19 protein-coding genes and 1 tRNA gene are annotated in these 18,126 nt (G+C 65.5%); 10 read left to right on the plus strand and 10 right to left on the minus strand.

Annotation, left to right across the window (positions count from 1 at the left end):
• Nucleotides 1-139: 139 nt before the first annotated feature.
• From P2T60_RS09970 to P2T60_RS09985, 4 genes are all read right to left on the minus strand, one after another.
• Nucleotides 140-286 carry a hypothetical protein gene (locus P2T60_RS09970; protein WP_205427199.1) on the minus strand — a complete coding sequence of 49 codons (147 nt, stop codon included), beginning with the start codon at nucleotides 284-286 and terminating at the stop codon, nucleotides 140-142.
• A 260-nt stretch (nucleotides 287-546) separates the two neighbouring features.
• Nucleotides 547-1,515, minus strand: coding sequence for a DUF1028 domain-containing protein (locus tag P2T60_RS09975; protein WP_276279096.1), 969 nt, complete (start codon nucleotides 1,513-1,515; stop codon nucleotides 547-549).
• Nucleotides 1,516-1,561: 46 nt separating this feature from the next.
• Nucleotides 1,562-2,029: a DUF7528 family protein gene (locus P2T60_RS21890; RefSeq protein ID WP_276282195.1), complete on the minus strand. Its 468-nt coding sequence runs from the start codon at nucleotides 2,027-2,029 to the stop codon at nucleotides 1,562-1,564.
• 112 nt (nucleotides 2,030-2,141) lie between these two features.
• Complete coding sequence (locus P2T60_RS09985; protein WP_276279097.1) at nucleotides 2,142-2,393, minus strand: hypothetical protein; 252 nt, start codon at nucleotides 2,391-2,393, stop codon at nucleotides 2,142-2,144.
• Between the two features lie 314 nt (nucleotides 2,394-2,707).
• Here P2T60_RS09985 and P2T60_RS09990 point away from each other — a divergent pair, with 314 nt between their 5' ends.
• From P2T60_RS09990 to P2T60_RS10000, 3 genes are all read left to right on the plus strand, one after another.
• Nucleotides 2,708-3,457, plus strand: coding sequence for a DUF7117 family protein (locus P2T60_RS09990; protein WP_276279098.1), 750 nt, complete (start codon nucleotides 2,708-2,710; stop codon nucleotides 3,455-3,457).
• Between the two features lie 73 nt (nucleotides 3,458-3,530).
• Entirely contained in the window at nucleotides 3,531-4,523 is a 993-nt protein-coding gene (locus tag P2T60_RS09995; protein ID WP_276279099.1) for a peptidoglycan hydrolase, read from the plus strand.
• A gap of 63 nt (nucleotides 4,524-4,586) precedes the next feature.
• A complete protein-coding gene (locus tag P2T60_RS10000; RefSeq protein ID WP_276279100.1) occupies nucleotides 4,587-4,970 on the plus strand; it encodes a hypothetical protein in 384 nt (127 codons plus the stop codon).
• A 138-nt stretch (nucleotides 4,971-5,108) separates the two neighbouring features.
• On the opposite strand, the gene P2T60_RS10005 is transcribed toward P2T60_RS10000, so the two are convergent.
• The 3 genes from P2T60_RS10005 to glyA all read right to left on the minus strand — a co-directional run bounded on the left by P2T60_RS10005 (nucleotide 5,109) and on the right by glyA (nucleotide 7,697).
• The gene (locus tag P2T60_RS10005) at nucleotides 5,109-6,002 is read right to left on the minus strand and encodes a bifunctional methylenetetrahydrofolate dehydrogenase/methenyltetrahydrofolate cyclohydrolase (RefSeq protein WP_276279101.1); all 894 of its coding nucleotides are present in this window, start codon (nucleotides 6,000-6,002) and stop codon (nucleotides 5,109-5,111) included.
• A gap of 94 nt (nucleotides 6,003-6,096) precedes the next feature.
• Nucleotides 6,097-6,375 carry a hypothetical protein gene (locus tag P2T60_RS10010; protein WP_276279102.1) on the minus strand — a complete coding sequence of 93 codons (279 nt, stop codon included), beginning with the start codon at nucleotides 6,373-6,375 and terminating at the stop codon, nucleotides 6,097-6,099.
• Between the two features lie 74 nt (nucleotides 6,376-6,449).
• The gene (gene glyA / locus P2T60_RS10015) at nucleotides 6,450-7,697 is read right to left on the minus strand and encodes a serine hydroxymethyltransferase (protein ID WP_276279103.1); all 1,248 of its coding nucleotides are present in this window, start codon (nucleotides 7,695-7,697) and stop codon (nucleotides 6,450-6,452) included.
• Between the two features lie 103 nt (nucleotides 7,698-7,800).
• Here glyA and P2T60_RS10020 point away from each other — a divergent pair, with 103 nt between their 5' ends.
• From P2T60_RS10020 to P2T60_RS10040, 5 genes are all read left to right on the plus strand, one after another.
• A complete protein-coding gene (locus tag P2T60_RS10020; protein ID WP_276279104.1) occupies nucleotides 7,801-9,912 on the plus strand; it encodes a hypothetical protein in 2,112 nt (703 codons plus the stop codon).
• Between the two features lie 452 nt (nucleotides 9,913-10,364).
• Complete coding sequence (gene tbsP / locus P2T60_RS10025) at nucleotides 10,365-11,189, plus strand: transcriptional regulator TbsP (protein WP_276279105.1); 825 nt, start codon at nucleotides 10,365-10,367, stop codon at nucleotides 11,187-11,189.
• Between the two features lie 84 nt (nucleotides 11,190-11,273).
• Nucleotides 11,274-13,034, plus strand: coding sequence for a YcaO-like family protein (locus P2T60_RS10030; RefSeq protein WP_276279106.1), 1,761 nt, complete (start codon nucleotides 11,274-11,276; stop codon nucleotides 13,032-13,034).
• An 81-nt stretch (nucleotides 13,035-13,115) separates the two neighbouring features.
• Nucleotides 13,116-14,066, plus strand: a complete 951-nt coding sequence (locus P2T60_RS10035; RefSeq protein ID WP_276279107.1) for a hypothetical protein — start codon at nucleotides 13,116-13,118, stop codon at nucleotides 14,064-14,066.
• Between the two features lie 291 nt (nucleotides 14,067-14,357).
• Complete coding sequence (locus P2T60_RS10040; protein ID WP_276279108.1) at nucleotides 14,358-14,531, plus strand: zf-TFIIB domain-containing protein; 174 nt, start codon at nucleotides 14,358-14,360, stop codon at nucleotides 14,529-14,531.
• Nucleotides 14,532-14,571: 40 nt separating this feature from the next.
• On the opposite strand, the gene P2T60_RS10045 is transcribed toward P2T60_RS10040, so the two are convergent.
• The 3 genes from P2T60_RS10045 to P2T60_RS10055 form a co-directional block, all read right to left on the minus strand.
• Nucleotides 14,572-15,699, minus strand: coding sequence for a DUF63 family protein (locus tag P2T60_RS10045; RefSeq protein WP_276279109.1), 1,128 nt, complete (start codon nucleotides 15,697-15,699; stop codon nucleotides 14,572-14,574).
• Between the two features lie 153 nt (nucleotides 15,700-15,852).
• Nucleotides 15,853-16,317 (minus strand): Lrp/AsnC family transcriptional regulator, encoded by a 465-nt coding sequence (locus P2T60_RS10050; RefSeq protein WP_276279110.1) that lies wholly within the window; start codon nucleotides 16,315-16,317, stop codon nucleotides 15,853-15,855.
• Between the two features lie 93 nt (nucleotides 16,318-16,410).
• Nucleotides 16,411-17,205 (minus strand): inositol monophosphatase family protein, encoded by a 795-nt coding sequence (locus tag P2T60_RS10055; RefSeq protein ID WP_276279111.1) that lies wholly within the window; start codon nucleotides 17,203-17,205, stop codon nucleotides 16,411-16,413.
• A gap of 413 nt (nucleotides 17,206-17,618) precedes the next feature.
• Here P2T60_RS10055 and P2T60_RS10060 point away from each other — a divergent pair.
• Both P2T60_RS10060 and P2T60_RS10065 read left to right on the plus strand, forming a co-directional pair.
• Nucleotides 17,619-17,703, plus strand: a tRNA-Leu gene (locus P2T60_RS10060).
• Nucleotides 17,704-17,856: 153 nt separating this feature from the next.
• The gene (locus P2T60_RS10065; RefSeq protein ID WP_276279112.1) at nucleotides 17,857-18,117 is read left to right on the plus strand and encodes a hypothetical protein; all 261 of its coding nucleotides are present in this window, start codon (nucleotides 17,857-17,859) and stop codon (nucleotides 18,115-18,117) included.
• Nucleotides 18,118-18,126: the final 9 nt, after the last annotated feature.

Below are 18,126 nucleotides of genomic sequence, written 5' to 3' on the forward strand. Positions count from 1 at the left end.
GGCCCTCCAAGCGAAGCGTCACCTGAACCAAAACGCCCTAACAACTTAAACCTAACGCCGCCGGAACCTTGTACCGGTACCGGGTTGCATCACCGATTTCAGAACCACGAGCGCGAAATTTTCGGTGTTGTTAGGCGAGCTATATGTGTTCTTCTTCCAGCACCCACCCGAGCGCGCGCTTGTAGTACGTGAACATCTGTCTGACCCCCTCGTGGCGCATGTTCTCGTCGTCGAGTTGCTCTTTCAGGAACTCGTACTGCTCACGAATTTCCTCCTCGTCTCTCATGTGACGACGGTTTGGTTTCGCGGGTAATGAGTCCGGTGGGATTCGCCATCGGAGCGTGGTCGGAGGTGACGGGCCACTCGCTCGTCTCCCGTCACTTCGCCCGTGGCGAGCAATCGGTCGCTCCGTTCCCGGAAACCTCGCGCGGGCGCGGCCACTCGTGGCCGCGCCCGCGTGCCAGTGGGAGACGAGCAACTATTACAATCCTCTAACAACGAAAAATATTGCTATAGAGGATAAAAACGCGTCTCGGAGCCATCTCTCTATTTCCGGTCCGAGCGCGAGAGACCGTGCCAGATGGCGTCCACCATCCGGTCTTCGCCCTCGCCGTCGGCGTCGGACCACCCGCGGGCGAGCGCGTCCTCCACGACCGCGAGGTCGTGGTTCTCGAAGTTGTTCATGCCGCGGAACGCTTCGAGGGCCTCGCGTTCGTCCTCGCCGAACGTCTCGGTCGGTTCGCTCGCGGTTTCACCGCTCGCATCCGAGGCGCTTCGCGCCTCGGTCCCGTAGAACCCCAACTCGGCCAACGTCTCCGCGACTTCCGCGGCCGTCTCGCCGTCAAGTTCCCGCAGGTCGTCGGGTTCCTCGCGTTCGAGCAGGGTCACGTCGTAGATTTTGAACACCCGTTCGAGTTCCTCGATTGGCGTCTCGTGGTCGTCCACGCGCACGTCTATCCACCGGTCGTTCTTGCCGTCGTACCCGCCCTCGGGCTTGACGACGTACATCGCCGCGCTCTGTTCCCCGCGCTTGTCGCCGCCCGCCTCGTTGCCCGCGTGGAGCGCCGCGAGCAGTTTCTCGGGGAGGCCGCCCTCGGTCGCCTCGTAGGCGTCTTCCATCGCCTCCAGCGTGGCCTCGTTTTCGAGGATGTTGCCCTGCACGGTGTAGGTCTCGCCCTGCCGGTCGTCGGCGAACTCGAAGCACTCCTCGCCGGTGAACGCGGCGACGGAGCCGTCCTGTCCGACCACGCCGACCTGTCGCTGTGGGGCCTCGGGGTCGTCGTCGGTCAGCGCCGCCACGACTTCCTCGGCCGATTTCCCCTCGCGGAGGTAGTCGAGTCCGTCCGGGCCGTAGGCGACGTTGGCGAAGCTCTGGGTGGCGATGGCTCCGGCGTCGGCGCTGGCGAACGGGACGACCGACCCGACGCTGACGAACTTCGACTGGACCGCCACGCCGACCGCTTCCGTCTCGGGGTCGCGCGCGACGATGGAGAACGTGGATGGTCGCGGTTCCATGCCCGAGTCGAGGGCCGCGCGGCCGAAAAGCGTTCGCCCGGCGGCGTCAGTCTCCGGTTTCACCCCCGCCAGCGGGTCGCTCTCGCTCGTTCGCTCGCTTTCGCGCGGTCAACGGTTGGCGCTTCGCCAGTTCGCAGTCGAAGTGGGGATGCTCGGCGAGGTGGTGGACGAGCATGTGCCGCCGCCCGCCGGTCAGTCCCGTCTGCTGTACGTCCGCGGCGGTGAACTCGCCGGGCAGTCGGTCGTAGAGTCGCCGGAGTTCGGCGAAGCTCTCGAACACCTTCCGGTGGCCCGACGACTCCGCGCGCCGCCGTTCCACGACGTAACTGCCGTCTTCGCGGTGGGTCCCGGCGGTGCGGACGAACTCCCGGCGCTCGGTCAGCGCCTCGCCGAGCGACTGCCGTAGCTGGTCGGCCTCGGCTCTGGTGAGTTCGTGGGTCTCGCCCGCGACGGTTACCGCGACTCGCTCCGGGTCAGAACAGCTATCGGACTCCGCGCGGAATTTCTCGACCAGCCGCCGACTGGCGACTTACTCTATCCTCGGGTGGCTCGGTGAGACCGTGGCTCGACATACCATCCCAGTGTAGCGCGACCGGGATGATAAATCTCCGGGTAGTTCGTCCGACTCACCGCTTCGCGGCGATGAGTGCGGCCACTACCACATTGTACACCGCCAGCCCTGCGAGTATCGCTCCGGCCGACAACCCGACGAACGTCGCGCCGACGACCACGCCGTCGCCGGGGTCGCGTGCGGCCACCACCGCCACGGCCGACAGTGCCAGCACGAGCAGGCCGAGCGAGATGCCGTACTCGCGCCAGAAGCCGTCGGAGACCGGCACGCGAAACGCGAGCGGCCGCGGTTTGCCACGCTCTTCCATACGGTATCTGTCGTCGTTTTCGAGCATAAACTTTGAGGTGAATTTCGGCGGTCTTTAGCTGTCCGTCGGCGTCTCGGGTCGCGTCGGCGGTGTTTCTCTGCCCGATTACTCGCGGTGACTACTGCTCGAAACCGGCCAGCGGCGTGGCAGAGCGATGGGACCGCAGACCCACCCTCCTCGGCCGACTCCCTCGCTCTCTGGTCAGTCTCGCGCGTGCGAGCGAGAGCGCGCGGCGGCGTTCCGACGCCGAAACGCGAGCAGGTCAGAGCGTCGAGAGCGACCGTATTTTGTATCTCGCCGACCAAGGCGCCGACATGAAGGTTCGCGGCCAGCGCGAGTGTAACGACTGCGGCGCGCGGTGGTCCTACTACGAGACGGGGAGCGTAGAGTGTCCCGACTGCGGCAGTCTCCGGAGCGTCGGCGTCGATTCCGAGCGCCGACTCCACACCGACAGTCCGGCCGAGTTCGACCTGACCGAGGTCCGCCAAGACGTGGACGCCCGACCACTCCGAGAAGTCGCCGACCGCGCGGGCGAGACCGCACGCGAGTACGTCCGCAAGCGCGGGTTCGTGCGCGGCGGGAACCTCCGACCCTTGGACGACACCTACCTCGCGGCCCATGAACTCCGCCACGCCGCCGACGTGGTGGGCCGGGGTCTCGACCTGAGCGACGACGAGGAGTGGTACTTCCTCGCGCTTCTGCGCGGCGCTGACGCCGAGACCGACCCGGACGCTTCCGAGACCGACGCCGACAAGCGCCCTGCTCCGGGCGAGGTGCCCGAGTCGATGCATCCGGTTCGGGGTCTCGCCTACGCCGACGCGGTGGCCGAGTACCGCCGAGAACTCTCCGACTGGACAGACGAGGAGGCCGTCGGACCGAACGGACGGGACGCGCTCGAAACCCTCGGCGAACACGTCAAGCGCGTCCAAGCACTCGACGGCGACGTGGACGCCGACGCCGCGGAACTGCTCGTGGCCGCCGCCCGCGACGTGGGCCGATACCTCCGGGAGGGCGACGACGACGCCCTCGTCAGCGCGCGCGACCGATTCGGCCGACTTGCCTGAACGCAACCGGCCAAATAATTCCAAATTAAAAAGGGAAAATCTAAATCCGGCGTCGGTGTGGAGTAGGTCGAGGATGAACTACTCACGACGAAAGTTCCTCAAGACGACGAGTACAGGACTGCTGGGTCTCGGCGGCGTCGCGGCCCTCTCGGGGTCGGCCGCGGCCGGTCGATACACCATCTACTCCGACCTTCGAACCTACGAGGACGGCGTTACCGCCGACGAAATCGACAACGCGATTCTCGAAGTTCGCGGCGACTGTCCGCTGGTGGGTCTCGGAAGCACGTGGAAGGACGTGGCGGCCGAACAAGGCATGAACGCCGTCTACATGGCGGCACACGCCGCCCACGAGTCGGCGTGGGGGACCAGCAACATCGCCCAAGACAAGAACAACATCTACGGGTGGGGCGCGTACGACAGCGACCCCTACGACGGCGCGAAGCGCTTCGACTCCTTCGAACACTGCATCCGCCACGTGATGCCCCGCGTCCGCGACTTGTATCTCACGCCCGGCGCCCAGTACTACGAGGGCGCGCACCTCGCCGGGATGAACGTCCACTACGCCACCGACGACCAGTGGGCCGAGAAGATTCGTGACGTGATGAACCTGCTCGCATCGAACATCGACTACGGCGGCGGGAGCGGTACCTCCTACAGTTGGCCGACCTACTCCTACGGCGACCAAGCCGAGTCGGTCTACTCCATCCAGTACCTGCTGGAGGAACACGGCTACAGCCTCCAGTACCACGACGGCATCTACGGGTCGGAAGTCCAGAGTACCGTCGAGTCGTTCCAGTCGGCGCGCGGACTCGCCGTGGACGGCGTGGTCGGCCCGAACACGTGGGAGGAACTCTACGTGACCGTGTGGGACGCCGAGAACGACCCGTGGTGGGCGACCTACGGCGCGCAACACCACCTTCGGTACGGACAGGGCTACGACATCGCCGTAGACGGCTACTACGGTCCGGAGACCCGCGGCGCTATCGAGGACTTCCAGTCGAACGCGGGTATCACCGTGGACGGCATCGTCGGCCACGACACGTGGCAGGCGCTCGCGGACCGATAACCGGAAGACTGTCCTCGTAATTTTCGGTCAACGCTTTTGGTTCTTGCTAACTTCCCACTAGGTATGGCGTCCGACACCGCCTCCCGACTGCGACAGGCGGCCAAACTCGCGGTCGTTCTGCTCGTCCTCTCGCCGTTGGTCGTCCGGTGGGGACTCGTCGGTACGGACCTCTTCCCGCGGGTCGGTACGGACCTGCTGGTCCGGGCGGCCGGACTCGGCGTCCTGCTGGCCGTCGTCGCGCTCCTCATCCGCCAGAAGCGCCGGTCGCGCGGCCGGTCGCCGTCCGACGGGTTCGCCGAGCGACCCGAAGACCGGCAGGTCGAGGGGAGCGGCGAGGTATACGCGCCCTACGCCTACAACGAACAGCGGGCGGCCCACCGCGAAGGCGAGCGAATCCGCGAACGGGCCGAGGAAGTCGCGCGAACGGACCGCGAAGCACGCGAGTGACGCGCCGCGTCACTCGCGCGCCGGGCCGGTCGAGGTGGGGTATAGAATCGTAAAAGTGTCCTAGAAAAATATAAAGAAGTGTCTTAACTTGCTAGAGGTTGGTTAGAGATAGCCGGAGTTGGTCGGAGAACGCTCGGTTCAGGGCAGGTCCACGTCCACGTCTTCTCGGCGACCGGCGGCCTTGACCGCGTTGTAGAGGAGCATCGCTCGGGTCATCGGGCCGACGCCGCCGGGGACGGGCGTGATGGCGCTGGCCTTCTCTTTCGCGCTCTCGTAGTCCACGTCGCCGACGAGTTCGTAGCCCTTCTCGTTGTCGGCGTCCACGCGGTTGACGCCCACGTCGATGACCGTCGTCCCCGGAGAGAGCATCGACCCGTCCACGAGTTCCGGGACGCCGCAGGCCGCGACAACCACGTCGGCCTGCCGGGTCTTCGCCGCGAGGTCCTCGGTCCGGGAGTGACACACCGTGACTGTGGCGTTGCCGTCGTCGGCCTTCTGCATCAGGAGGTTCGCCAGCGGTTTGCCGACGATGTTCGACCGGCCGACGATGGTCACGTCCGCGCCTTCGGTCTCGACGCCCGCCGACTCCAGCAGTTTCAGCACGCCGTGGGGCGTGCAGGGCCGGTAGCGGGCGTGGCCCGCGACGAGTCGGCCGACGTTCTCGGGGTGGAAGCCGTCAACGTCCTTCTCGGGGTCGATTGCGCGCAGAACCTCGCGTTCGTCCACGTGGTCGGGGACGGGCATCTGGACGAGGATGCCGTGAACGTCGGGGTCGTCGTTGAGGTCCGCGATGGTGTCGTGGAGTTCTTCGGCGGGTGCCTCGGGGTCGATTTCGACGTGGATGCCCTCGATGCCGACCTCCTCGCAGTCGCGTTGCTTCATCGAGACGTAGGTCTCGCTTGCGGGGTCGTCGCTCATCAGCACCGTGGCGAGTCCGACTTCGACGCCCTCGTCGGCCAGCGTCTCGATGCCGTCCCGCAGGTCGTCGCGGATTCGCTCGGCGACGGCGTCGCCGTCGATTACCTCTGTCATCGTTCGATAGAGGGACGCCGAACCCCTTCAACCCTCGGGTTCGTGCGTATTTACTCCAAATAATACCAGCTTTTATGCACAATAGTGCATCACATTACGTCTGCCGTACCTCGGTCTGGCGGGTTTTCACGCGAACGACGCAGGCGCGTTCGCGTTCGTCCAGCGTGAGCGACACCGTGACCCGGCGCGGCGCGACCCGTTTCACCCGGTCGTAGGGCACCGTCGGTTCCGGAATCACCTCGCCGTCGCGGTTCAGCAGGGTCTGGTAGTCGAGGACGACTTTTTCGCCGCCGGAGAACGACGAGAGGCATCCGGCCAGCGCCGGGAGGGACCCACCGGCCGCGACGAGCAGGTGGCGGCGGGATGGCGGCATGAAAAATCGATACTAGATTGTCATTATAAGCTTTCTGCCGCCGTAAGAGCGGATACCGCCGTAGTAACCGCGGCTTACTCGTACAGCGGGTTGGCCTCGCAGAGTTCCTGTACGTCCTCTGCGACTTCGGCCTTCACGTCCTCGTCGCCCACGTTGTTCACCACGCGCGAGATGAGGTCGCCGACGTACCGACAGTCCTCCTCGTCGAACCCGCGGGTCGTGAGCGCGGGCGTCCCGGCCCGGATTCCGCTGGTGACGAACGGCGAGCGAGTCTCGCCGGGGACGGTGTTGGCGTTCAGGACGATGCCCACGTCTTCGAGGGCTTCCTCAGCCTCTTTTCCGGTCACGTCCTCGTGGGACTCCCGGAGGTCAACCAGCACGAGGTGGGTGTCGGTGCCGCCCGAAACGAGACCGAAGCCGTTCTCCTGTAGGCTCTCGCCGAGGGCCTCGGCGTTGGCGGTGGTCTGGGCCGCGTACTCCTCGAATTCCGGTTCGAGGGCCTCGCCGAACCCGACCGCCTTGCCCGCGATGTTGTGCATCAAGGGACCGCCCTGCATCCCCGGAATCACGGCCGAGTCGATGTCGTCGGCGTACTCCTCGTCGCACAGGACTATCCCGCCGCGGCCCGCCCGGACGGTCTTGTGGGTCGAACCGGTCACGAAGTCGGCGACGCCGACCGGCGAGGGGTGTTCGCCCGCGGCGACGAGACCCGTGATGTGGGCCATGTCTGCGAGGTGGTAGGCGTCCACCGCGTCGGCGGCCTCCTGAATCGTCTCCCACTCGACTTCGCGGGGATACGCCGAGTACCCCGAGACGATGATGTCCGGTTCGAACTCCTCGGCGTGGTCGCGCAACTCCTCGTAGTCGAGATACCCCGTCTCGGGGTCCACCTCGTACTGTTCGACCTCGTAGAGTTGGCCGGTGAAGTTGGCGCTGTGGCCGTGGCTGAGGTGGCCGCCGTGGGTCAGGTCGAGCGAGAGAATCTTGTCGCCCGCCTCCAGCATGGCGAAGTAGACCGCCATGTTCGCCTGCGTGCCCGAGTGTGGCTGGACGTTGACGTGTTCGGCCCCCCAGAGTTCCTTCGCGCGCTCGATGGCCAACTCCTCGACCGTATCGACGTGTTCGCATCCGCCGTAGTAGCGCGACCCCGGATACCCCTCCGCGTACTTGTTCGTGAGGACGCTCCCTTGTGCTTCGAGAACTGCCTCGCTGACGTGGTTCTCGCTCGCAATCATCGCCAGCGTGTCGCGCTGGCGGTCTACCTCGGCTTCGAGGGCGTCTGCGACCTTCGGGTCTACGTCACGAACGCGGTCGTACTTCATACCAAAAATCGGTGCGGCCCGGAGTATAAGCTTACCTTTCGCGGGAACGGCACTGGGCGACAAAAATATAAAGTCCCGGTGAGACACGTTGTACAACGCCGACATGATTGAGTGGGACGAGACTGATTTTGGGTTGCGAGTGTTCGACCGCACCAAGACGGAGGTGTCTATCGAAACCGACGCGTGGGAGGCGGTCGATGCGGGCTACGACATCGAACGCCCACTCGACGAGACGGTGTCCGGCTACGTGTCCGAGATTCGCTTCCCGGCGGCGTTGGTGAAGGCGACCGGTCTCGACTCCGGCGAGGAGTACAAGCACGCTGGCGACGCCGAACCCCTCGAACTCGACGCCGAAAACTACCTGCTCAACATCAGTCTCAACGTGAAGACGTATCTCCGGTTCTCCGGAGCGGTGACGGTTTCGAAGACCGACGACTACAACGAACTTCACGTCTCGTTTCCCGACCCGACGCTCGTGACCTTCGGTTTCCGAAGCCACCACGAGGAACCCGTGGACACGATTACCGTCCCGAAGACCCCCGAGGGCGTGGCGACGGCGGTGACGCATCTCTCGTCGTCGCACAAAGTCTCGGGTCCCGACCGGTCGTACCCGACGCTCCGGGGCCACCCGCCGCGCATCGAACTCGGTGACGAGACCGAGATTCCCACGCCGGTCCGCGAGCAACGATTCGACGTGGGCATCGAGTTGGCGATTCCCGATAGCTTCGACTACGCCTTCGTCGCGGCCCCACTCGCCTACTACTTGCAGGCCGAGATGACGGTCGAAGACCGACGGTCGCCCGTGCTTCGGGCACCCGAAGCGAACGTCGAGTACCGATTCACCCCGCTTCCGGGGTTCCAACACGAAGCCACCGACATGCTTCGCCGGGTGTTCTTTCTCGACTGCCTCGTCCGGAACGCGGGCGAGTACAGTTGGGACCTGACCGAGTTGCCGATGCTGGATACCGTCGGTATCGACGCCGAAGAGACCTACGAGGCGACCCCGGCCGAGCAACTGGCGACGTACCTAGACGCGCCCTACGAGCGAATCGACGACGAGTTACCCGAGTGGCACCTCGCCATGCACATCAGTCCCCGCCCGGACAACGCCACGTCGCTCTCGTACTTTCTGGACACGCTCAGCCTCGTCTACCTCCCCGAGTCGAGCGACTTGGAGAAAGACGAACTGCTGAACAAGTCCATCGACGACTTCTACCGCGGAAAGTCCCCCGAGAAACCCCCGGAGTTGCGACCGTCCGGACCGGTCGCGGAGGCGCCCCGGAAAGGTCCCGGCCCGGTGAAGTCCGTCGATAGGCGCGACCCCGTTCTCTACGAGGGGCAGGTCAACGGGTGGTTGGCCGATGGCGTGCCCATAGACGTGTTCAAAGCCGTTCCCGAAGCCTACGAGAACCGTTTCAAGTACCTGAATCAGGGCGGCGGGGACATCGACGTGACGGTCATCCTCAACGACGATGAGATGTCCGACGAACACGAGACGGTGGCCGAAATCTACAAAGAACGCGCCGAACACTTGCCTATCGACGTAACCGTTCACGAACATCTCGCGAAAGCCGAACTCGCAGACGTGTTCGAGTCGCCCCACGACTTTGTTCACTACATCGGCCACTGCGAGAAAGACGGCCTGCGGTGCCGCGACGGTAATCTCGCCGTCGCGGACATCGAAGAGAGCAACGTCCAGACGTTCTTCCTCAACGCCTGTGGGTCCTACTACGAGGGCAGGGACCTCGTACAGAAGGGGAGCGTCGCGGGCGCGGTGACGTTCACCAAGGTCCTGAACAAGCAGGCCGCGAAGGTCGGCGTGGCGTTCTCCCAGTTGCTCATCAACGGCTACGACATCGCCCACGCCATCCAACTCGCGCGCCGTCGCATCATGATGGGGAAAGACTACGCGGTGGTCGGCGACGGAGGCCACCAGTTGACCCAGTGTGACAACCGGTATCCGACAATCGCCACGTTAGAAGAGCGAGGCGACCAGTACGAGGTCGAGTACAGGACCCTCTCGATGCCGAACATCGGTGGCGTGTTTCAGGTGTATCGAGACGGGGAAGAGAAACCGCGACTTCACGGAACCGAGTCGGCCTTCACGCTCGACCAGTCTGAACTGCTCGAATTTTTAGAACGTGCAAAATCGCCGTTCGTGTACGACGGCGATTTGTTCTGGTCGGAAGAACTGTCTGACCGAATTAGTCCTTAAGGACCGCTCGTCGCGCCAATGGCGTCCTGAATGCCGATTTCGAACGCGACCGAGGTACTTAGCATCAGCGCGAACGCTGCATTCAGTGCTTGCGGGTTGTCAACGAACCACTGCCGGATATTACCTTGCATGGCTTGATTCGTGTTAGACAACCATACCACTTTATTGTTTCGTATCTTTCACGCATTTAGGGAAGGATAATAACTCTGGAAAGCCGTCATTAATCCTATTAACGCGCGTCTCGAATTCAGTATGGCGGTCTCTAACCCCGCTTCCTTCTTTCGGTTTTGCTCCGGAGATGTTAATTCGGTTGCAAAATGGCGTGGAACCCAAAACCCATTTGGGTCTCGGATTAGAATTGTGTAACTGACTTCGACCTCTCTCCGGATAATCCGTGATTTCCCCCCGTTACTAACGTTAAAATTAAGTAGGGGTAAAACGTTTGTCGGTACATGGAGACCGAATCGAATTTACTCGACCAAGAAATCGCCGAAATCCTTCGGACGGTCATCGACGAGGCACCGGATACGATGCTCGTCGTCAACCCCTCGAAGGACGCCATCGAAGAGCTAATCAACGTCGCGACGAAGTACGAAGGCGACCTGCCGACCCTGCGCATGCTCGCGCAGTCGGGGACGCTGAAAGACGTGATGGAAGACTTCATCGTCGCCAGTAACGCCGCCGACCTCATGGCCGCGGGGTCGCTCGAACTCCGGACCACCGACGAGGTGCCGAGCAACTCGCTGCTCGTCACCGACGAAGTGGTCATCGCGCTCGTGACCGCGGACGACCGCGTGGGCGGTCTCACCGCCGACGACGCCGAGTTCGTCTCGGACGCGAACAGTTCGTACACCGCGCAGTTCGAGTCGGCCGACGAGTTCTCGCTCCGCACGCCGCCGCTCTCGCAGGTCCGGGACACGCTCGGCGACGAAATCAGCCCCGACGCCCAGCACGACTTCGACGAGGTGCTGTCGTCGATGGAGACCGCGCGTGGCGACGGTGACGGACTCGACGAGGTTACCATCAGCCTGCTCGTGGCCGCCAAGAACGAGGCCCTGCTCTACGACATCAGCAAGTGGGGCGAAGACGTGGGCATCGCCAGCAAGGCGACGTTCTCGCGCACGAAGACGAAGCTAGAAGACATGGGTCTCATCGGTACCGAGAAGGTCCCCATCGACGTGGGTCGACCGCGCCTGCGCCTCAAGTTGGCCAACGACGACCTGCGCAACGCGGACACCGACCAGTTGGCGAGCGCGGCCCAGAGTCTCCTGCACTGACGACTCAAACCACAATTTCTTCGGCCCACTGACCCCGGAGCGATAGCACAGCGTTTTTTCCGAACCGCGCCCCTCGGTAGCGCCATGAACGCACCCACCGTCGGACTCGTCGGGTCGGGTCCGGCAATCGACGCGGTGACGGCCGCGCTCGCCGACGTGCGGGCCGAGACCGTCGAGTGTGACCCCCGGCGAGTCGGGACCGCCGACTTCGCCGTGGTCGCGGGCGGGACGGACGCCGACGCCTTCGGCGAGGCGTCCCGGGCGGCGCGCGAGACCGGAACGCCGTGGCTGGCGGTCGAACTCGGCGGCGCGGGCGGCCACGCGATACCCGACGTGGACGCCGCCGTCTCGGGGTTCGCACCGGGGACCGCCTGCTGGGAGTGTCTCCGGACGCGAGTCGCGGCGAATCTGGACGACGAGGGCGGCGACGCCGGTGGGGACGACGCCGAAATCGACTCGGCGAGCGCGCGCTTCGCGGGCGCGCTCGCCGGGCGCGAGGCCGCGACCCTACTCTCTGGCGGCGAATCGGCGGTCCTCGGGGGCGTCGTGGAGGTACCACACGCCGAGCGCACCCTGCTTCCGGTGCCGGGGTGCGCGGTCTGCGGCGAATCCGGACCGAGCGCGCAGGGCGGCCCGGCGATAGACCGCGAGTACGCCGACACCGACTTGGAGAGCGCGCTCTCGCGGGCCGAGCAGTCCGTGGACGAGCGAGTGGGCGTCGTCTCGACCATCGGCGAAGCCGAGTCGTTCCCCGCGCCGTACTACCTCGCCGAACTCGCCGACACTTCCGAGTTCAGCGACGCGCAGGCCGCAGAACAGGCCGCCGGAGTCGCCCACGACTGGAACGAGGCGCTGATGAAGGCGCTGGGCGAGGCGCTCGAACGCTACGCCGCGGGGGTCTACCGCGTCGGGGAGTTCGAGACGGCGCGCGCGGCCGACCTCGGTTCCGCGGTCGAACCGGCGGCGTTCGTCCGGCCCGAGGGGTGGGCCGACCCCTCGCCCGACGACGAAGTGGCGTGGCGCGACGGGCAGGACCTACGGACCGGCGAGTCGGTCTCGCTCCCGGCAGAGTTCGTCCACTTCCCGCCGCCGGAGGTCCGGTACAAGCCGTCCATCACGACCGGTCTCGGTCTCGGGAGTTCGACCGTCGAAGCCCTGCTGTCGGGTCTCTACGAGGTAATCGAGCGCGACGCCACCATGCTCGCGTGGTACTCGACTTTCGAACCCCTCGGACTGTCGGTCGAGAGCGAGCGGTTCGAGACGCTCAGGTCGCGCGCACGCGCGGAAAACCTCGACGTGACGCCGTTGTTGGTCACGCAGGACGTGGACGTGCCCGTGGTCGCCGTGGCAGTGCATCGAGACGGCGAGTGGCCCCGGTTCGCGGTCGGGTCCGACGCCGACCTGAACCCCGACGCCGCGGCGGTCTCCGCGCTGGCGGAAGCCCTCCAGAACTGGATGGAACTCCGGTCGATGGGCGAGGACGACGCCGCCGACGCCGACGGCGCAATCGGGCGGTACGCCGACTTCCCCGAGACGGCACGGGAGTTCGTGACCGCAGAGACGGCGGTCCCCACCGCGAGCGTCGGCCCGGCCGACCCGCCGACCGGCGGGACCGAACTCGACGCCGTTCTCGCCCGACTCGCGGACGCCGACCTCCCGGCCTACGCCGCGCGCCTGACGACCCGCGACGTGGACCAGTTGGGGTTCGAGGCGGTCCGCGCGCTGGTGCCCGCGGCCCAACCGCTTTTCACCGGCGAGGCGTTCTTCGGCGAACGCGCCCGCGAGGTGCCCGCCGAGTTGGGTTTCGAGTTCCGGCCCGACCGCGACCACCACCCGTATCCGTGAGGGCTTGACGACCGCTCGCGCTCCCGGCAGTCCGGCGGGGAATCGCAACCCACTACAGGGGTCGACGGACTACGAGCGGGCGTGTACGCGCCGACTCGTCTCGCTGGCTACGTCGTCCTGTCGCTAACCCCGGTCGCGTTGCTCGCCCGCGCGCTGTTCGCCGGGAGCGCCTCGACCGCCACGGTCGGTCTCGAAGGCGGGTTGGTCCTCGCGGGCGGCGTCGCGGTGGCGGCCGAGCGCGACCGCGCGCTCGGGACGCCGGACGCGCCCGAACTCGGCCGCGGGGAGATTATCGACGCGCTCTCGGTGGTCGCCGCGGCGGTCCTCACCTACGTTCTGAGCGTCCGGTTCGGTCTCGGTCCGGTGGTCGCCTCCGCGCTCGTCGGACTGGCCGCGGGCGCGTTCGCCGCCGAAATCGCGGTTCCCGCCTACTGCGGGTCGTTCGTGGGCATGGCCTCGCCTGACCTCTTTCCCTCGGTCGGCTACCTCGCCGTAGCGGGCCTGCTCGCCGGTCTCGCGTTCGTCGCCGCCGAACGCGCGTTCGACGGCTTCGGCGGAAAACTCGGCACGCTCGCGCTGTTCGGGTGCGCGGCGACGGCCGTCCTGACCGGCGCGGACTACGCCGCCGCGAGCGCGCTCGCGTGGACGCAGGCCGGTCTCGTCGTCCCCGTCTCGGTCGCGGGTGCGGTCGCCACTGCGGTCCTGAGCGTCCGCCTCGGACTGGGCGCGGTGGTCGGCTCTGCGGTCGTGGGTCTCGTCGCCGGACTCCCTGCGCTCGCGCTCGGGTCCGGCGGGACGCTGGCCGCGGCCGCGTTCTGCGCGTCGTTCGTCGGGATGTCCTCGACCGACCGACTCGGCGGCGCGGGCCGGGTCGCGCTCGCCGGGGCGGTGTGCGGACTGGTCTTCGTCACCGTCGCCGCGGCGTTCTCGGGCGCGGGCGGGAAACTCGGGACCACGGCGTTCGTCTCGTGTGTCACCGTCGCCGGGGCGGAGCGACTGCTCGGAACCGGACGCGCGTTCCCGGACAACTAATTCGTTCCCTTGGAAAGTTTTCTCTTTTCTTCCCATATCTATACATTTCTAAAAGACGTGCTTAGGTGGTCGGAAGCGGAGGGGCCGGACCACCGTCGGGTGGATAAAAGGGCCGCCCGCTCGCGGACGGTTCCGACGCCGAGGACGACTCACGACTCCGAATCCACGACGCGAACGGCTCGACTAGAGTCGGAATTCGTTATTGAGTAAACGAGGGTTTTATATCGAACGGAGGTATACGTGCTAACGTATGACACCATTTCTGAGAGGCAACTATCGGGGGGGATGCCCGTGACTTCGGAGTTCGAACTCGACTGCGCGACCTGCGGGTCGTCGCTGACGCGCCGGAAGGTGGCCGCGGACCGGTTCGGGGTCGGTTCGCTCGACTCGGTGGAAGTGGCGGAGTGTCCCAACTGCGGCGGCCGGTACTTCCCGGAGACGACGCTGGAGCGACTTCGGAGTTAGCGCGGAGAGCGAGGGCGCGAGGATGACGAGACGGACGGTCTCAGATGCCGAACGTCGCCCGGAGCATGTCCCGCGTGCCGGGACCGAGACCCACCGCGACGATGGCGACGAGCAACAGGATGGCGTAGCGGGGACTCTCCTCGAAGATTCCCTCGTCGAACACCCAGACGACGAACACCGCCGCGACGATTTTCACGACGAGGAAGGGCCACGCCGTCCCGATGAGGTTCACGACGGGTTCGGGGAACTGCTCGCCGACGCCGATGAGCGCGCGGTTGACCGGGTGTTTGGGCACGAGGTCCGCGGGCAGGCCCAGTTCCTTCGCCCAGTCGATGCCGACGACGTTGGCCACGCCGTCCACCGCGTGTGCCCACAGAACGACCAGACCCATCTGGCCGGTTCCGCGGTTGATTTCGGGCTTGTATCGCTCGATACCCTGCCACGTCAGCCACGTCACCACCGTCGCACCGGCGAGGACGATGATGGAGATTTGGGGGTGGAAGTCAACGTAGTCGGTAGTGAACGCCAGCAGTCCGAGATAGCCTACCGTCGCGGCGAGGAGGACCGTGCCGATACCCGCCAGTGGGAACTCGTAGTCGTCCACGACGCCCGATTTCCGGAGCGAGACGCTCCCGAGGAGGGCCGCCAGCGTGATGGCGAACATCGTGAAGTAGATGACCGGACTGATGATGAGGGTGTTCCACGGGTAGGTGATGGCGGCGTCGGCCGCCGACAGTCCGTCGAAGGCGTCTTCGACCACGCGGAGCGCTCCCCCGAACAGCATGTAGGGGAACAGCGCGTAGAACAGTCCCCGGTCCTGCCCGACGCCGAGTCGCCGGAGCATGAAGACGACGCCCAACAGCGCGAGCAACATCGTGAGCGCGTAACCGACTTCCGAGACCAGCGTGTAGCCGGGGTACGCGACCGGTTCGGCCGCGGTCTGACACGCCGCCGACTCGTAGAGGAACGTCACCGTCCCGTCGGCGTAGGCCGCACACTGGGCGCTCTTGGCGTCGGCGACGACCGGTCCCCAGAAGTAGTGCCAGACGAATCCGTAGTAGACGCGCTCCGGGAAGACGAGCGCACCGCCGACCAGCGCGGCTAATAACGCCGCGACTGCGCCACCCCAGAGTTGTTCGGTGTCCATCCGCTCGGTTGCGGTACCCATGTTTCCCAAGGTGTAACGCGGCCGTTTTACGGTTCCGGTCTCGGCCGTGTCGTCGGCAGTCGCTCGCGCCGCGTCGTCGGGCGGACCGCAGTCGGCACTGGCCACTCCGGTCGCTTCGAGTAAACGACCCGGGTCGCCGTCCGTGCGACCGCGTTAGATTTCGCTCTCGTCTATCGGGAGTTCTTCGGTCTCGTAGGGTGTGCCGAGGATGACCATCGTCTGGGAACGGGCGAACCCGTCCATCTGGGCGACGTTCTCGAACATGAGTTCGCGGAGGCGGTCGGCGTCTTCGGCGTAGACGCGCATGAGTACGTCCCACGACCCGGTGGTGAGGTGGACTTGCTGTACGCCGGGAATATCTTCGAGTCGGCCGAGCGTGTCTTGCTCTTGTCCTTGTTCGACCTGTAGACCCACGATAGCGGAGATTCCGTAGTCGAGAGCTTTCGGATTAACCTTCGCGTGATAGCCTTCGATAACGCCAGCGTCCTCCATTCGGTTCACGCGGTCGTGAACTGTCGCACTCGACATGTCGATTCGGCGTGCAATTTCACTGAACGGAGTTCTCGCATCTTCCTGCAGTGCTTCCAAGATTGCGCGGTCGGTATCATCGAGTTCCATATCCTACATCAGATTCTTTCAGACTAAATATCCTTAGAATTCATCTCGCCAGAAGCGGGGTATTTTGTGGTTAGTCAGACAACAAGTCCCCCGTCAGGCGACGTTTTGGAGCGCGGCAACCAGTTCGTCGTGGGCCTCGCCGTTCGAAGCGACGAGGCTCTCGGAGTCGTGTCGCCACGGGTCGCCGTGGAGGTCGGTCACGGTGCCGCCCGCCTGCCGGACCATGTGGACGCCCGCCACGGTGTCCCACGGGTTGGGGTCCACGTTCGATACCGCGCCTTCGAGCGACCCGGCGGCGACCATGCCGAGGGTGACCTGCGCCGACCCGAACCGCCGGATGTCGGCGAATCGCTCGACGAGTTCCCGGCACACCGCGGCGTACTCGTCGCGCCGGTCGAACCCCCACCAGATGGTGGGCGCGACGGTGAACGTCTCGGGGTCGGTCCGCTCGCTGACCGAGACGGGTTCGCCGTCGCGCCGAACCCCGTCGGGACCCGCGACGAACGTCTCGCCCAGCGCCGGGCAGTCGTTGACCGCCGCGACGGGTTCGCCGTCCCGAACCGCGGCCACGCAAGTCGCCCAGACGGGAATCGACCGGACGTAGTTGTTCGTGCCGTCGATGGGGTCGATGACCCACGCCGGTCCCTCGTCGGGGACCTCCTTCAACTCGTCTTCCTCCTCGCCGACGATGGCGTCCTCGACGTACTCCTCGCGGATGACCTCGATGACCCGACGCTGAGTCTGGCGGTCGGCCTCGGTCACTACGTCGGTCTTCTCTGATTTGGTCTCGACTTCGATGCCCTGTCTGAAGCTCTCGGCCGCGACTCGACTTCCGGCGCTCGCGGCGCGCTCTGCCACTGCGAGGCGTTCTTCGGCGTCGTCGGTCATACCGGAAGGTGGTCCGTCGCCCGAAAAGTGTTATCGGTTCGGCGTCTCTGGAAGTCGTCGGCGAAGCCTTCTCTCCGGGCTTGCGCTGGCGTCGCCTCTACTTTTTGCTAAGAGGGATGAGTAGCGCAGGCCGTCTCGTGAGCGACGCGAACGAGGGCGGCCGAGCAACGCAGTCGGTTGGGGAGAGTGTGGTCCGCGGTGGCGGTGCGGTAGCGGTCGTGATTGGTTCGAGGAGTCGCTATCTCTGGGTCCATCTCAGTCCCGTCGTTCTCCCTCTTTTTGCCTCTCTCGCAATCTCACGCCGAATCGGTGTCGGGACGCTCGACGCTCCGTCCGACACCGTAGGAGGTTTATATACCCGCCTCATTAGGAAGAAACGTCAGGCTGAAAGCCCGAACGAAACCCGACCGCGTGCGAGGGTAGCCAAGCCTGGCCAACGGCGGCGGACTCAAGATCCGCTCCCGTAGGGGTCCAAGGGTTCGAATCCCTTCCCTCGCACTTGGAGACGAGTGCAAGCAAGACCGCTTCGGAGCGTCTTGCCCTCGCAAACCTCGGCCCACGCGGGCCCTCGCAACACTTCTGACGCGACTGGTTCGGTAGCGGCGGCCACGCCCACCAAAGCCTAACCTCTGCGCATCGTTCACGTTCGGCATGCACTGGGAGCGACGGCGGGACCTCGAAGGCGGCAAGGAACTCGGAATCTGGCTACTCGTGGACGACGACGGAGGCGTCGAGCGAGAGTTGTACGTCGAGAGCCACGAGTACCGCGGCGGTGACTTCGACGTGTACACGACCGCCGACGACGAGTGGACCCACGAAGGCGAGTTCGAGACGAGCGAGGAAGCGTTCGCGCGGGCGCTGGACCTGTTGGACGAGAGGTCGCACCCGCGGGAGAGCGACGACGGGTCGTGACGCGCCGAC

The sequence above is a fragment of the Halorussus caseinilyticus genome (assembly GCF_029338395.1).
Classification (GTDB): domain Archaea; phylum Halobacteriota; class Halobacteria; order Halobacteriales; family Haladaptataceae; genus Halorussus; species Halorussus caseinilyticus.

Coding starts and splice junctions, on each gene's coding strand:
- P2T60_RS10010 (WP_276279102.1), bottom strand. CDS start 6,375: ATGCCGCCATCCCGCCGCCACCTGCTCGTCGCGGCCGGTGGGTCCCTC.
- P2T60_RS10020 (WP_276279104.1), top strand. CDS start 7,801: ATGATTGAGTGGGACGAGACTGATTTTGGGTTGCGAGTGTTCGACCGC.
- P2T60_RS10045 (WP_276279109.1), bottom strand. CDS start 15,699: ATGGGTACCGCAACCGAGCGGATGGACACCGAACAACTCTGGGGTGGC.
- P2T60_RS09990 (WP_276279098.1), top strand. CDS start 2,708: ATGAAGGTTCGCGGCCAGCGCGAGTGTAACGACTGCGGCGCGCGGTGG.
- P2T60_RS10065 (WP_276279112.1), top strand. CDS start 17,857: ATGCACTGGGAGCGACGGCGGGACCTCGAAGGCGGCAAGGAACTCGGA.
- P2T60_RS10055 (WP_276279111.1), bottom strand. CDS start 17,205: ATGACCGACGACGCCGAAGAACGCCTCGCAGTGGCAGAGCGCGCCGCG.
- P2T60_RS10000 (WP_276279100.1), top strand. CDS start 4,587: ATGGCGTCCGACACCGCCTCCCGACTGCGACAGGCGGCCAAACTCGCG.
- tbsP (WP_276279105.1), top strand. CDS start 10,365: ATGGAGACCGAATCGAATTTACTCGACCAAGAAATCGCCGAAATCCTT.
- P2T60_RS10050 (WP_276279110.1), bottom strand. CDS start 16,317: ATGGAACTCGATGATACCGACCGCGCAATCTTGGAAGCACTGCAGGAA.
- P2T60_RS10030 (WP_276279106.1), top strand. CDS start 11,274: ATGAACGCACCCACCGTCGGACTCGTCGGGTCGGGTCCGGCAATCGAC.
- P2T60_RS10005 (WP_276279101.1), bottom strand. CDS start 6,002: ATGACAGAGGTAATCGACGGCGACGCCGTCGCCGAGCGAATCCGCGAC.
- P2T60_RS09985 (WP_276279097.1), bottom strand. CDS start 2,393: ATGGAAGAGCGTGGCAAACCGCGGCCGCTCGCGTTTCGCGTGCCGGTC.
- P2T60_RS09970 (WP_205427199.1), bottom strand. CDS start 286: ATGAGAGACGAGGAGGAAATTCGTGAGCAGTACGAGTTCCTGAAAGAG.
- P2T60_RS09995 (WP_276279099.1), top strand. CDS start 3,531: ATGAACTACTCACGACGAAAGTTCCTCAAGACGACGAGTACAGGACTG.
- glyA (WP_276279103.1), bottom strand. CDS start 7,697: ATGAAGTACGACCGCGTTCGTGACGTAGACCCGAAGGTCGCAGACGCC.
- P2T60_RS09975 (WP_276279096.1), bottom strand. CDS start 1,515: ATGGAACCGCGACCATCCACGTTCTCCATCGTCGCGCGCGACCCCGAG.